The 13,869-nt window shown below is 39.7% G+C and carries 13 protein-coding genes; 4 read left to right on the plus strand and 9 right to left on the minus strand.

The annotated features are described in order from the left end of the window. Positions 1 to 9: 9 nt before the first annotated feature. The 8 genes from RMZ42_RS19660 to RMZ42_RS19695 all read right to left on the minus strand — a co-directional run bounded on the left by RMZ42_RS19660 (position 10) and on the right by RMZ42_RS19695 (position 8,143). Positions 10 to 1,308 (minus strand): WD40 repeat domain-containing protein, encoded by a 1,299-nt coding sequence (locus RMZ42_RS19660; RefSeq protein ID WP_322672970.1) that lies wholly within the window; start codon positions 1,306 to 1,308, stop codon positions 10 to 12. Positions 1,309 to 1,345: 37 nt separating this feature from the next. Then, positions 1,346 to 2,134 (minus strand): GUN4 domain-containing protein, encoded by a 789-nt coding sequence (locus RMZ42_RS19665; RefSeq protein ID WP_322672971.1) that lies wholly within the window; start codon positions 2,132 to 2,134, stop codon positions 1,346 to 1,348. A gap of 7 nt (positions 2,135 to 2,141) precedes the next feature. Next, the gene (locus RMZ42_RS19670; RefSeq protein WP_322672972.1) at positions 2,142 to 2,747 is read right to left on the minus strand and encodes a hypothetical protein; all 606 of its coding nucleotides are present in this window, start codon (positions 2,745 to 2,747) and stop codon (positions 2,142 to 2,144) included. Positions 2,748 to 2,863: 116 nt separating this feature from the next. Beyond that, entirely contained in the window at positions 2,864 to 3,760 is an 897-nt protein-coding gene (locus RMZ42_RS19675) for a DUF4351 domain-containing protein (RefSeq protein WP_322672973.1), read from the minus strand. 183 nt (positions 3,761 to 3,943) lie between these two features. Then, complete coding sequence (locus tag RMZ42_RS19680) at positions 3,944 to 5,155, minus strand: WD40 repeat domain-containing protein (protein WP_322672974.1); 1,212 nt, start codon at positions 5,153 to 5,155, stop codon at positions 3,944 to 3,946. A gap of 401 nt (positions 5,156 to 5,556) precedes the next feature. Continuing rightward, a complete protein-coding gene (locus RMZ42_RS19685) occupies positions 5,557 to 7,116 on the minus strand; it encodes an Hsp70 family protein (RefSeq protein ID WP_322672975.1) in 1,560 nt (519 codons plus the stop codon). Between the two features lie 149 nt (positions 7,117 to 7,265). Continuing rightward, positions 7,266 to 7,913, minus strand: coding sequence for a hypothetical protein (locus RMZ42_RS19690; protein ID WP_322672976.1), 648 nt, complete (start codon positions 7,911 to 7,913; stop codon positions 7,266 to 7,268). Between the two features lie 17 nt (positions 7,914 to 7,930). Then, entirely contained in the window at positions 7,931 to 8,143 is a 213-nt protein-coding gene (locus tag RMZ42_RS19695; protein WP_322672977.1) for a DUF2997 domain-containing protein, read from the minus strand. Positions 8,144 to 8,405: 262 nt separating this feature from the next. On the opposite strand from RMZ42_RS19695, the gene RMZ42_RS19700 reads away from it, so the two are divergent. Then, positions 8,406 to 9,608, plus strand: a complete 1,203-nt coding sequence (locus RMZ42_RS19700) for a hypothetical protein (RefSeq protein WP_322672978.1) — start codon at positions 8,406 to 8,408, stop codon at positions 9,606 to 9,608. 50 nt (positions 9,609 to 9,658) lie between these two features. Here RMZ42_RS19700 and RMZ42_RS19705 read toward each other — a convergent pair whose 3' ends face one another. Then, complete coding sequence (locus tag RMZ42_RS19705; protein ID WP_322672979.1) at positions 9,659 to 9,844, minus strand: hypothetical protein; 186 nt, start codon at positions 9,842 to 9,844, stop codon at positions 9,659 to 9,661. 101 nt (positions 9,845 to 9,945) lie between these two features. Here RMZ42_RS19705 and RMZ42_RS19710 point away from each other — a divergent pair, with 101 nt between their 5' ends. The 3 genes from RMZ42_RS19710 to RMZ42_RS19720 all read left to right on the plus strand — a co-directional run bounded on the left by RMZ42_RS19710 (position 9,946) and on the right by RMZ42_RS19720 (position 13,867). Further along, a complete protein-coding gene (locus tag RMZ42_RS19710) occupies positions 9,946 to 11,214 on the plus strand; it encodes an STM4015 family protein (protein ID WP_322672980.1) in 1,269 nt (422 codons plus the stop codon). A 96-nt stretch (positions 11,215 to 11,310) separates the two neighbouring features. Continuing rightward, on the plus strand, positions 11,311 to 12,135 hold the full coding sequence (locus tag RMZ42_RS19715) for a hypothetical protein (RefSeq protein WP_322672981.1): 825 nt from the start codon (positions 11,311 to 11,313) through the stop codon (positions 12,133 to 12,135). 589 nt (positions 12,136 to 12,724) lie between these two features. Continuing rightward, on the plus strand, positions 12,725 to 13,867 hold the full coding sequence (locus RMZ42_RS19720; protein WP_322672982.1) for an STM4014 family protein: 1,143 nt from the start codon (positions 12,725 to 12,727) through the stop codon (positions 13,865 to 13,867). Positions 13,868 to 13,869: the final 2 nt, after the last annotated feature.

Consider the following 13,869-nt stretch of genomic DNA (forward strand, 5'->3'; position numbering starts at 1 on the left):
TCCTTGATTCTATGGAACTCGCCATACTTGAATGAATTTCCCAACGTAACTGACAATAGTCTGCCCATCTGGACTAATAGTAACACTTGTGGCATCAGGAAGTTTAGCAAGTAATTCTTGTGTCTGCAAATTCCAGATATTAATATCACCGCCACAACTAACAAATATTTTTCCATCTGCACTCAAAGTAAAACATCTCAATGGATCGGTATTACTAAATAATTTATGAATTTCTTTACCACTTCTCAAGTCCCATATTCTGATGAGTTTTGGCATATGATGGTCGCTAGTTATTAAAGTTCTTCCATTCGGACTAATTGTCAACAATACACGATTAGAATTATAGTCAAAAGTATCCTCTCCTACCAATGTGTAAATTTCACTTCCAGTTCTAAAATCCCAGATTTTTATAGGTTTATCATAACTAGCGCTTGCGAGGATGTTTGTATCTGCATTAATAGCGACAGAAGTTATACGTTGTAAATGTCCTTTGGTAATGTCAATATTTTGTTTATTTTCTAAATCCCAGACGATAATATGACCAGCTTCATTACCGCTAGCTAATATTTTGCCATCAGAACTAAGAGTAGTAGCGGTAATAGTATTACGCGTTCTAATTCTAGAGTCCCCCAACGGTTGTCCGCTAATAAAATGACTTAATTGCTCAGTATTGAGATTCCAAATTTCAGTTATAATGGTCTTGTCATGCTGAAAACCAACTATCGCCAACGTTTGAGCATCGGAACTGAAAGTTAAATGTTCTGGGTATTGCTTCATTCTCGTAGCAAAGGTTTTATTGATGGTGTGAAGACTTTTTCCTGTCTTCAAATCCCACTTTTTAAAATCTAGATAAGTCCCACCAACAATACTGCCATCTCTTTGAGATTCTTCATAAGAACTATCGCTAGCATCGCAACACACGAGGGTTTTGCCATCGGGATGAATAGCGATCGCTGCATCATAATACTTATTAAGCTCAATTGTATAAACACACTCAAAAAATCGATAGGGATTAAATTCTAAGATTGCCTGTTTTACTTTTAATTCTGAGATATCCCGTAATAATTTATATGCTGCTAACTGTACCCTTTTTGATGGGTCTTTTAAAGCCTGGATTACTAAATCCCAGCCTTCCTGTCTATAGTTAATGAGTTGCGAAAGCGCTAAAAAGCGGTAATTTTCATCACTGCTAGCGAAACTTCGTTTTGCGCCTTCCAATCCGCCTAAAACTACACCATCGACTGGCGGAGGATTTTTTCCGCCAAGTACAGCATCATATTCTCTTGGTTGTTTGGGATTATCTGGCATCGCTTTTTACCTGTTGCTAATACCAGTGTTCCCAAATTTAGGCTATTTTGCAGCTTGCTAATTTCTCTGCAAGCGCAGACAGGGTTCTGCAACCTGTCCAAAAGTCACCTAACCCCCAACCTATAAATGCACCGCCACGGGGTAGGTGTCCTACGTTAGCACTCAAATCGAATGTCAAGTCATTCCAATACCGCCAAGCACCTTGAGAAAACCATCCCACACCTTTACCAAAGCGACACCAGGCTTCCCAGTCAGGATTGGATGTACAGCCAACGATTTGCCAGATATGCGTCTGTACAACAAAGCCAAAGCGTCCATTGCTATATTTTTGCCAGAGAGTTTCAATCGTGTTTAAATCTTCACAAGGGAATTTTTCAACGTCTGATGGGTCTAAAAATCCTTGTGGTATGCGATCGCATACGCGCAGCATTATACTAGCAGTCTCTTGGTCTGCATCTTTCCACTTTCTGGAAGCGAGCAAATTTTGCAAACGACTGTAGTTTACATCAACCGCAGAGATTAATGGTATATCACTGTGTAGATGGGACTGTACTTTTGCTAATGCTTGTTGTCCCAGCAGTGACGATACTGTAAATTCCAACTTTTCCGATTCAGTATTTACAATCTGAAACACCAATTTTGTACCAGCTTGGCCATACTTTAGGGCTTCTTCAACGGCGACAATTTGTTGTTCTAGGGATGTAGCGCCGATCAACCGTCGTTTAACACCTTCAATACCTCCTAAAACCACACCATCTTTTGGAGGTGGTACTTGTCCGCCAAGTACTGCATCATATTCTCTTGGTTGATTGGGATTTTCTGACATTGCTGTTTTATTTAGAAAATGCTTGCACTCTGTCAATACAGCCCTGCTGCACTGCTTCAATTAAAATATCTTTTGCACCTTTTCGCTTAAAGTAAAGTGCTGCATAATTACGTTGTACCTGTGTGCCATTGAACAGGTAATGTCGAATTCGGTCTTGACCTTGAAAAGTATCAACTAAGCCCAGTGTAAAGTCAACTAACTTGTAGGTGGCGCTATTGCGGTCATATTCTAGATTATCCATCAGCGTATCGACATCGGACACTCCGCCAGCACGCGCCATCGCTACGAAAGCATCATATCTGTCAATTTTATGACTATAGTCCTGAAGTATTTCTTGTACTATAGGTTCTGGTCGAGAAGCTAGTAGTGAATAAGCTGCTTGGCGTACTTTCCATAATTTATCGTCTAACGCCCAGATTACCAATTCCAAACCTGCTTCGCCATACTTGAGTGCTTCTTCTAATGCAGCGATTCTTTGTTCAATTACCGGATTTGCCAAGCGTCTTTTAACACCTTCTAGTCCTCCTAATACTACAGCACCAGGAGGCGCTTTTTCTTGACCACCAAGGACAGCATCATAAACTGTTGGGCGATTGGAATTTTTTGACATCATGTTTTTACTTTTTATTTATATGATGGAATTATTGAGTGCGATCGCTACTATTGACTTGATAACTTTTGAGCGATCGCTCTTAACCCCTTCATCTAGAAAAGAGAGAAAAACCCTAACTATCTACCCTCAAACCAAGCTTCTAAATCAGCAGCAGTTGTAAAATCTAGTAAAGCCTCTCCCAAATTTTCTAACTCATCTATTGACAAAGTTTGAATACGTTCTTGTAATTGCGGATTCACTTCACCTATACGGCGGTTTAGTTGGCGTAAAATCAGCGTAAATTCGCCTTGCTGTATACCTTGTCTCATCCAACTGGTGACGATTTGCATAACTATTTCCTCCTGCTTTGGTTCAATCCTAGCAAGTTGTTCTTGAAACATGATTTCTTCTTGAGCATTCAAATCGAGATATGTATCAATAAACCCTGAAATTAATTGGATTTGTGCGGGGTTGAGTCCCAAATTCGCTAGCAATTGTAGCGACATTAGTTTTACTGTTGGGCGTTCTTGAACATCCATCTGCATTTTCGCCATCAACGCGCTAGCTACAGGATTTCTCTGATTGACGAAATCCTGCCATTTTAATTGATTTAGCTGGACAACTTCATAATTAAATTCCAGCACCCGCTTGCCCTGAAAATCTATGCGATAAGAGTTCGGTTCTGGTGTTTGCGGAGAGTCATGAGAATAAATGACTATTGGGTACACTGGGAGGGCATATTTTTCGTGCAGTCGAGCGAAATATGTAAACATTCGCTGATTGAAGTTAGTTTGGGAATAAGATTGATGTTCAGTGTGGATGATAAATAAAGTATCTTGGTTTCTCACTGAAACTTGCAGAACTATATCGAGTATTTTCCGTTCTCCCTCAGTCACATCTGTAAATATCTCTTGTGGCAAAAACTCTATTGAATCTCTCTCCCAATAAGCGCTTATATCTGGAAAAAATAGCTCGATAAACTCTGGGAAGAAGTTGGAAAGAAGTTCTTTAAATAGGCGATCGTGGTCAATCATTTGATGATTTGATTAGCAAGATAGCAGTTTATATCTTAAATTATTTTTTAGTAATATGATGGGATGATTGAGTGCGATCGCCATAATCACCTAATTTCATAAATACGCTTTACATGGGGTAACTATTTTCAATAACAGAAGTGCGATCGCAGTTTTTATTGAAGTGTGCGATCGCAACTTTTTTTATGACTTAATACCCCATATTTTGATAGTTTCATCTCTACTCCCGCTAACCAGAGTCTTGCCATCGAGACTAATAGCTACACAATAAACCCAATCAGTATGTTCTTTGAGAATGCGTTGACATTCCCCAGTTTGCAAGTCCCAAATTCTGATATTTTCGTCTCTACCACAACTAACAAGAGTGTTTCCGTCTGGGCTAATAGCTACACAATAAACCCACCCTGAATGCCCTTCAAGTGTGAACTGAAGCTGTTTTGTCTGTAAATTCCATACTTTAATTGTTTTGTCTTTACTACCACTGACAATTGTCTGGCCGTCTGGGCTAATAGCTACAGACTCAACACCATTTGAATATTTTTTAAACCTGTGTATCAGCTTTCCAGTTTCAAAATCTCGCACTTTAATCGTTGCGTCATTACTACCACTAACGAGAGTTTTTCCATCGGCACTGATAGCTAACGCTTGAACTAAGTAGTTTGAATGTCCACTAATGGTACGTATAATTTGTTCTGTCTGCAAATCCCAAACATTAATTCCTCTATTTTGACTGCCACAGGCAAGCGTCTTTCCATCTGGACTAATAACTAGAGAAAAAACGCTGAAAGCAAATTCATCTAAGTTTTTTTTACATTCTCCAGTCTGTAAATCCAACACTTTGAGCATGTGTCCGTCATCATAATATGCGCCTCTACTACCTCCTCCTCTACTAACTAAAGTTTTTCCATCTTGGCTAATAGCTAAGGAATTAACGTTGAAATCTTCCATAGAAATAGGTTGAAGTTGTCCGGTATGCAAATCCCAAAGATTAATGGCATCTCCGGCACTTACAAAAGTTTTCCCATCTGGGCTAATAGCAATAGCTCTAATGCCTGAATCTTGTTGTAAAGTGTGGAGGCAAGTGATATTTAGCCAGGGATTATATTTTTGTAATGCCTGTTTGACTCTTGCTTCTTCTCTGTGGCGAAGTAACGAATAGGCAGCCCACTTGAAATTACCTGATTCATATTGCCAAGTCTGAATTACTAAGTCTAAACCTGCTTCTCCGTAATTGAGTGCCTCTTTTAATGCGGCAATTCGCGCTTCTATATCTACACTTTTCAAGCGGCTTTTAACACCTTCGAGTCCGCCTAAAATAACACTGCCAATTGGGGCAGAATTTTGAGTACCTAAAACGGCATCATATTCTTTAGGTTGATTTTGATTCTCTGTCATCGCATTTTTACCAATTTACTATAAGGGTTCTCGCTTGGGTGCAGTACAGTTTTGACCTCTCTCCAAGCCTCTCTCCTTTTAGGAGAGAGGCTTTGAATCTTACTCCCCTTCCCTTGTAGGGAAGGGGTTGGGGTTAGGTCTGTATTGGATTCAACTACAAACCGCTATATTAAAGGATGTCTGAAAAGTTTTTTTGTATACGCCTAACCCTTGGAGATCCCCCTAAATCCCCCTTAAGAAGGGGGACTTTAAGACTCTTATTCCCCTCTTTTTTAAGGGGGGTTAGGGGGGATCAACAAATATTTGATACTTTTCAGACATCCTCTTAGTAGTATTCCCATTTTTGATTACGGTTCTTTTTTAAACAAACCGCAAAGGACGCAAAGGACGCAAAGTGGAGATTATTTTAGTTTGGCGATCGCTCCCCTATCAACTAACATTTTTCCCGTCAATAAATCCTTTACCGTCACTACTAATACTCGTTGTTCGTTCACTTCAAATTGTGCCTGTATTCGGTCTATTCCCGTTTGCCCAGGCGGTTCGATATGAGCAACACATACTTGTTGATGATGAGTTTCCAAAGAGCGATAACTATCTTGTTTTACTAATTGGCTGCTCGTCATCCTTCCTTGAGTATCATAATAAACTTCCGCTTGGGAAACTTCTGCTACTTCCCCAATATCGAGACGAATTTCTCGCTGTCCTTCTGTTGCAACTTGCAGAGTTAAAGCTTCAGAACGCGCCCCTGGATACTTTGCCCCTTTTTCAATCAAAGTTAAATAAGAATAACTTTTGCTGTGGGGTTCCCAAAGACGAATAGCATAACTGTGGCGCAGGTAATCATCGACTGCTGCCATTTCACTTAAAGCTAATGCGCCATGTGCGACAGCTTCAAAGGGTTTGTCTAACTTTACCTTTTGTCGTCCAAAATAGGAAATTACTAGTTGTTGTACGGCGGGAATTTGACAAGTACCACCCACTAATAAAACTTGTTCAATTGTAGATTTACCGATCCCTTTAGCAAGTGCGATCGCTAATACTTCATCTAGGGTTTGTCTTAGCTGTTCTAATAATTGTTGATTTTCTAAAATTTCGCCTAATTCATCCCGATGTAATTGCAATTCATGGGACATAAAATTTTCATCATCAAACCAAGCTTCTTTCGCCTCATCTGTTATCGAAAGTTGAATTTTTACCCTTTCTGCAACTTCCAGCAGATTCATAAAACCGATTTCTCCAACTTCAGCACGAGAGGAACCAATTTTTTGCAGGTAATGTTCGACAATCCATGTATCAATATCTATGCCGCCAATAAAAGCATCAGATTTGGCGATAACTTCGGCACGTACTACTTGCTGTTCAGATTCAGCGCTGACAGTTCGTACTAAACTTAAATCTAGAGTACCGCCGCCAAAATCAACCACCAAAATCACAGCACCAGGATGCTTGACAGCATAACCAAGGGCTGCGGCGGTAGATTCATCGACAATTTGCACTGCGGGAATATTTAACTTGTCGCCCAAGTTGCGGAACCAGTCAAGATATCGCTCAAATGCACCAACGGGAACTGTGAAAATAACGCTACTGGGTTGTAATTGCTGTTCAACTTGTTGCCAAATTTCCTTAAGAAACAGTTCCGAAACCACCTCAGCGCTGTAACTATTACCATCCAACTGTCGGGGAGGTGGGACAAAATCTGCTGCCAAATCGCGTTTGAAAGCTCTAAAACAGCGTTCAGGCTGGGCAAACCCTAAGCGTTTAGCGCGTACAGATTCACCAAAAGAAATGCGATCGCGCCCTTCCACAAATACTAAACTGGGTACAACGCTAACTTGTTCTGTCCCAACCTCAAAGCGGCGCGACATCGAATCAAATCTCAACGTCCGTGGTTTTTGCGTAATCAAATCAGTAGTACAAACAACAGTATTGCTCGTACCAAAATCAATTATTACTGTAGTCATTTGTTATTTGTCATTTGTCATTTGTCATTGGGCATTGGGCATGGGGCATGGGGCATGGGGCATTGGGTATGGAGAATTGGGTAATAATCAATAGTTCTTCTTCCCCTGCTTCCCCTGCTCCCTCATCTCCCTCATCCTCCTCATCCCCCTCATCTCCCTCCTCCGGGCAAAGTGCGACTAACTTTCGCAGGGACAAGAATTTTTCCTTGATGTTGATAACCAACGAATCGGATGTAAACTAACTCATCTTCAGCAATATCTGCTGTGTCTGGTTGATGAATTTGAGGATTGTAAGGTACTTGTTCCCAAGGTTTCCCTATCTGTTCGTAACCCCATTTATTGAGGAGGTTATCTAAAGAGGTAAACATCGAAAGCAGATTTTTCGCAGGTAATTCTGGTTTAACCTGCACCATCTGATGGATGCTGGGATAGTTTGTTAACAATGTCTGCAATTGCTCAAATGTCGAAGAACGTATTTCGTCTGTCAGTTCAAGACGCTGCTGCTGCAATTCTTCATGTAGTCGCAAGCCTTCCTGATATAGCGCTGCTTTTTCAGCAAGTAACTGTTCTATTTTTTGCTGCTCTTCTAAGTAATTTTTGCGTGTTGCCTTTAGTTCATTTTCTAGTAACTCAATTTGCGTAGATGCTAACCTGCTTGTTGCTAGACATCGCGCCAATTCTAACTTGTTAGTTTCCAAGTCTGCTTGGCGAGCGATCGCATCACTAATTGCTGGAATAATCAACAATAGAGTGCAAATCCCTATTGCGATTGTCAAAAGGCTTAAAAGAGAAAACATTCCTATCTGCATCCCTCTTAGATTTGTTTGAGAGACTGGTTTTGTGCCACTGTATCGCCCTCACCGCCTTCGTAATACTCAGGCAATAATTCTTGATTTTCAACTTCTCCTAAAGCCTTTTCAATTCCCGATGTTGTACTTGTACAACTTGAACCAGAAGAATTGATTACTGTTTCAGTAATTTTCCCATCTTTACCAATGCGATACTCAATTTTTTGATACTCAGCCATAAATAGACTCTTTTGATTTTTTAGGGTTTCGATCGTGTTGTACCAAATTCTAGCCAACGACAATTAACACTGGCACTAGTACAAATAAATACGTGAGAGCTTTCGCCAATAAATTAAAACAAATGTACTAGTTTAAGTCAATAAGATTTAACATAATTTACGCACAATCTTCATGGTTAGACGGTTACTTACACGCGCAATAGAGCGATCGCATTTTATCAATCCAGGGGAATGATAGACAGTAGTGCAAGCTGAAACCATCATGTCACAAAATCCCAACCAGCCAAGACCTTTTGATGTTGTTTTAGGTAGCCAAATACCTACCCCAGGCGATGCAGCAGTTTTAGGAGGACTGCCAGGAGTCAAACAACGGTTAGCCAGTACTGCCCCACAAAATCGGATTGCAGCGTTAAAAGAAGCCCTCCAGCACGGGGATGCAGGCTTAGATTTAGTCATCCAAGCTTTGCAAAATGAAGTTACACAAGTTAGGTGGGCTGCTTACTCGCTGTTAAGGCAAAGACAAGAACCTCTTATAAAACAGGCGTTACGCGAGTACAATCCTTGGCAAAAGCTTACATGTCTGCGTACCTTGGAAGGTCATTCAAGGTTTGTTAGCTGTGTCGTCTTCAGCCCTGATGGTCAAACTCTTTTCACTGGCAGTTGGGACACAACAATCAAAGTATGGGAGTTTGCAACAGGACGTTTAATTCGCACGCTCGACGGAGATGGATATTATATTAATTCCCTAGCCATTAGCCCTGATGGTCAAACTCTTTTCGTTGGACAGGAAAAGAATTTTATCAAGGTTTTGGATTGGCAAACTGGAAAAAAAATTAGCACTTTGCGTACTAGGTTACAAGCAAGATTTACGTCGATTTACGCTCTAGCCGTTAGTCCAGATGGGCAAATTCTTTTTAGTAGCGACTATTCACTCAAAGCCTGGGATTGGCAGATGGCAAAAGAACTTTACAACTTCTATGCTCATCAGAGTGAGATTTGTTGTCTCGCAATCAGCTTAGACGGACAAATATTGGTCTGTAGCAGTCAGAACAACAGCATCACCGTATGGGATTTACCCACAGCAAAGCAAATCCATATTTTGAAGGGACATTCAAAAGCAGTTACCTCCGTTGCCCTCACTGGTGATAAAAAAACTCTTGTCAGCGGTAGTTGGGACGGTTCTATTAAAGTGTGGGATTTGGAAACGGGAAAAGAAATTTACACTCTTATTGGAGATCAAACCCAAGTTAATTGTGTAGCGATTAGCCCAGACGGACAAACCTTCTTTAGCGGCGGTGAGGAAAATACAATCAAAGTATGGGATTTGCAAACCGGACAGCAGATGAACGCGCTAAGAGGGCACCAATCTCTTCTTATTAAGAGTCTTGCAATTAGCCCAGATGGGCAGAATCTGGTTAGTAGTAGCAGTTGGGAAAAAACTATTAAAGTGTGGGGACTTGCTTAAAGACAACATAACTATAGCAGGCATAGCAAATAATTCTGCTAAACCTTTTGTTAAGCGGGGATGGACAAGGTTACACTTCTACATTTTAAATCTCTCGTCCACCTGAATTTGATATCCGTTCCGTTGGTGAGGTGATTAATCATATTGGCAGTGGTTGCGATCGCAGCGCTAATTGCTGGAACAATCAAAAGTAACGCCAAAAATCCTAAAAGGCTTTCCATAGAAAACATTTTCATTCCTCGATCGTCTACGTTGCTCGTATTTTTACTTGAGAGATTAATGTATGCGTATTCCGCATTTTTGGGAATTCTAATAAGGACTCAAAAGGTAAAACGCCATGACAAACAACCAAAATCAACCCAGAGATTATGATGCAGTGTTGGGAGGACAATCTCCGCCTCCTGTGGATGGAGTTGTTTTAGGAGGAATTGAGGGGGTTAAACGTTCTTTATCAAATCCTGTGATTACAGTCCGAATTGCTGCACTCAGCGAAGCCTTGAAATATGGTGATGCAGGGTTGGATGTATTAATTCAAGCATTGCAAGATAAATCGAGATTGGTACAGCGTTTTGCTTATCGACTATTAAAACAAAAAACAGAACGGCAAGTCAAACAAGCTTTGCAAGCATATAAACCTTGGAACTTGGAAGAGAGATTTAACGAGTATCAAGGGTATAAAAATGATCGTGTTACTCAATTTGCTAATCGGCAAGTTATAGAGTTTGATGCAAATGTAGGTATTGTTGAACCTGTTAACAATGCTTATGCTCTCAGGTTTGAATATGAAAATCAAAATCATGATAATTTACCCAGGAAACTTAGTAGACTTCTACAAGAAACCAACGCCGACAAATTAGAAGTTTTAGTGTTTGGTTTGTGGGCAGAAACATCACAGAGTGATTCAAGTAGTATTGTCCAAGCTTTAGTTGATGCTAAACAACGTTTAACTAATCTCAAAGCGGTTTTTATTGGCGATCTTACTTCTGAGGATTCGGAAATATCTTGGATTCAACAAAGCGATATAAGTCCCATTTTGCAAGCTTATCCTAAACTGGAAATTTTGCAAATTCGTGGAGGCGATCGTTTACAATTTAGTCCGCCGATACGACACAATCATCTCAAAGCGTTGATTGTTGAAACTGGGGGTTTAAGTCGGGATACTGTTGCCCAAATTTGTCAGATGAATCTGCCAGCTTTAGAACATTTAGAATTATGGTTTGGTAGTGAAGATTACGGCGGAGATTGTTGGGTTGAAGATTTAAATCCGATTATTTTTGCAGAAAAATTTCCCAATCTAGTTTATTTAGGATTACGCAATAGCCAATTTACCGATGAAATAGTCAGCGTTATTGTAGGTTCTCCAATTCTTGATTATATCAGCGTACTTGACCTTTCAATGGGAACGCTGACTGATGCTGGTGCGGAAGAATTACTAAATTGTTCGGCGATAAATAATCTTGATATTCTCAATATTTCAGAAAACTTTTTATCCCAGGAAATGATTGATAAATTCTCTGGTTTGGATGTACGTGTTTTGGCAAATAATCAGAAAAAAGAAGATGACGATCGCTATATCGATGGCCGCTATTGTTCTGTTTCTGAGTGAAATTTACAGTAATGGGTGACTGGAAGTCGCGGCTACACAGACAAAACCCGCCTGCGCGGGTTCAGAAACTTTCTCTTAATTAGTTCAATTTTAGCTATGAATAATAATTCTAATCAACCCGGAGAATTTGACGCAGTACTTGGTGGAGAATTGCCACCACCAGTTCATGGTGTAGTTTTAGGAGGAATCGGAGGGGTAAAAACTCTGTTGAGAAATTCGGTTGCAGAAATACGATGTATAGGCATTACTCAGGCAGCAAATTACGGTAAGGAAGGCTTAGATTTAATAATTGAAGCCTTAAATGATTCTTCTGGACAGGTGCGGAGTCTTGCCTATAATTTATTGGAAGAAAAGGTAGAAGAGCCATTCTTGAAAGGTTCACGAATCAAGATAAAACAAGTATTATCTAATTTTGATAAGCTAGAGCTATTTACCACTTTAAAAGATTGGGTAATTCAGGATTTTAACCCTAGATATCCTCTTATTAATACAGCAAGTATCGGATATGAATTGAAGACTATTGAAGAATTTAACTTACTATTACAATACTCCCAAGTTAATCAGCTTCAAGCAATAGCTATAAAAATTGACGGGGAAGAAAATCGTATAATTTTTGAGATTCTATTAGAGAATTACAAGTATTTGACTGGACTCAAAGCTTTGTCCATTTTTCTTGGTAATAATTCTAGAGTGATAAGAGATCACAGCAGAGTTTTAAAAGTTTATCCTAACCTCAACTTACTAGAAATAAGAGGGTGTTGTGGCATTATTTTTGACAACGTACAACACAATAATTTGAAGACATTAATTATTGATAGTAGTGCTTTTATTCAGAACTTTGGCAAACTTGAATTACCTGGATTAGAGTATCTTGATTTAGGGTGTCACAATTTTGTTCCATTAACATACGACGAAATATAGATATAAATTATTTAAAACATATTTACTCTGCTACTTGTTTTCCTAAATTAAGATATTTAGGCTTGAGATGTGGTAAAGATTATAACGATATTGCTTCTTCCCTGGTCAATTCAGGCATACTAAATCGCCTAATTGGACTTGACTTTTCGGATGGAGATTTGGGAGATAAAGGTGCTGAAACTTTATTTAATAGTCGAGTGATAAATCGTTTACATACTCTCAACGTTAGTAAGAATCATTTATCTCCAGACATGGTGGATAAGTTATCTAAACTGAAGTGTCGAGTAATTGCGGAATCACAGAAGTCTTATCGCCATAACTTTTAGCGTTAATAAACATATTTCATAATAATAACTTAAAGTCATGAACAAAAATCAACTTCACACCCTCAACATTTCTAAAAATTGTGTATCAGAAAGTATGGTTAAACGATTGTTACAGCTTAATTGTCAGGTGATTGCAGACGATCAAGAGGATGAAATCGAAAGAGGATGTGGAGGATCGCGATACTCTGCTTTGCATGAGTAATGAAGAATCTGAATTTGCCGATCGCTATTCTGCCCTCCACGAATAAATAATATATTAGATAATGCTAAACTTCATCCTCATCGCTAACCCCGAAAACCGCCGTGTCGGTTTCTTCCAACAAGCGATCGCCCATTTCAACTTACCACCAGCCACGGTAGTAGATTACGCCGACTTAATAGCAGGAAAACAAACTCTCGAACAATTCAATACACCCAACACTATTATCCGCTTCGACTCTCCAGAAAAAAACTTTGATGTTGATAAAGCCATCATTGCAGAAGGGAGTAGGGAAATTTTTTCTACTTCCAGTCATCAACATATCAGTGCAGAAGCCGCGACAAAATTAGAATTTGATAAAGGACTCATCCTCTATCCGCGACAGTGGTATTTAGGCTGGCGGTATCTGTTGCAAAAATGGGAAACACAGCTTACTCCCCTTCTCACAAATGGCGAGTTTATGAACCATCCCCAAGATATCGCTGTGATGTTTGACAAACCTGCTTGTCACGAAAGATTCAGCCGTCATAATATCCCCGTTCCGCGATCGCTTGGTAAAATCCACAATTACGAACATTTACGCGAACAAATGCAAATGCAGGGAATAGAACGAGTATTCGTCAAACTTTCTCACGGTTCCGCCGCTTCTGGAGTCGTTGCTTACCGTGCAAATTCGCGTTTTGAATCAGCTATTACCACTGTTGAACGAGTGCGAGAAAATGGGCAAACTCTGCTTTACAACTCCCGGAAAATTAGGCACTATACTCACCGCGAAGAAATTGCCGATATTATCAACATTTTGACAGCAGAAGGCGTACAAGCTGAAGAATGGCTACCCAAAGCACATTTACAAGAATGTGGTTTTGATGTGCGTGTGGTGGTTATTAATGGTGAAGCACAGCATATCGTTGTTCGCCTTGGTAAAAGTCCCATGACAAATTTGCATTTGGGAAATGAACGGGGAAATACTGAGGAATTTTTAGCAAAACTTGGTGTAGAAAATTGGGAGATAATGAAGCGAACTTGCGAACAAGCAGCAGCGTTATTTCCTAATAGTTTATATTGTGGAGTTGATTTACTAATTTTACCAGATTGGAAAACTCACGCGATTTTAGAGATTAATGCTTTTGGCGATTTGTTACCGGGTATTTTATGGAATGGAATGGATACTTATACCAGTGAAATTAAGGCGATTTTGGCAAAATAAAT

This window comes from Nostoc sp. DedQUE05, from assembly GCF_034530955.1.
Classification (GTDB): domain Bacteria; phylum Cyanobacteriota; class Cyanobacteriia; order Cyanobacteriales; family Nostocaceae; genus Nostoc.

Coding starts and splice junctions, on each gene's coding strand:
- RMZ42_RS19710 (WP_322672980.1), top strand. CDS start 9,946: ATGACAAACAACCAAAATCAACCCAGAGATTATGATGCAGTGTTGGGA.
- RMZ42_RS19660 (WP_322672970.1), bottom strand. CDS start 1,308: ATGCCAGATAATCCCAAACAACCAAGAGAATATGATGCTGTACTTGGC.
- RMZ42_RS19690 (WP_322672976.1), bottom strand. CDS start 7,913: ATGTTTTCTCTTTTAAGCCTTTTGACAATCGCAATAGGGATTTGCACT.
- RMZ42_RS19695 (WP_322672977.1), bottom strand. CDS start 8,143: ATGGCTGAGTATCAAAAAATTGAGTATCGCATTGGTAAAGATGGGAAA.
- RMZ42_RS19665 (WP_322672971.1), bottom strand. CDS start 2,134: ATGTCAGAAAATCCCAATCAACCAAGAGAATATGATGCAGTACTTGGC.
- RMZ42_RS19700 (WP_322672978.1), top strand. CDS start 8,406: ATGTCACAAAATCCCAACCAGCCAAGACCTTTTGATGTTGTTTTAGGT.
- RMZ42_RS19715 (WP_322672981.1), top strand. CDS start 11,311: ATGAATAATAATTCTAATCAACCCGGAGAATTTGACGCAGTACTTGGT.
- RMZ42_RS19675 (WP_322672973.1), bottom strand. CDS start 3,760: ATGATTGACCACGATCGCCTATTTAAAGAACTTCTTTCCAACTTCTTC.
- RMZ42_RS19680 (WP_322672974.1), bottom strand. CDS start 5,155: ATGACAGAGAATCAAAATCAACCTAAAGAATATGATGCCGTTTTAGGT.
- RMZ42_RS19705 (WP_322672979.1), bottom strand. CDS start 9,844: ATGAAAATGTTTTCTATGGAAAGCCTTTTAGGATTTTTGGCGTTACTT.
- RMZ42_RS19670 (WP_322672972.1), bottom strand. CDS start 2,747: ATGATGTCAAAAAATTCCAATCGCCCAACAGTTTATGATGCTGTCCTT.
- RMZ42_RS19720 (WP_322672982.1), top strand. CDS start 12,725: ATGCTAAACTTCATCCTCATCGCTAACCCCGAAAACCGCCGTGTCGGT.
- RMZ42_RS19685 (WP_322672975.1), bottom strand. CDS start 7,116: ATGACTACAGTAATAATTGATTTTGGTACGAGCAATACTGTTGTTTGT.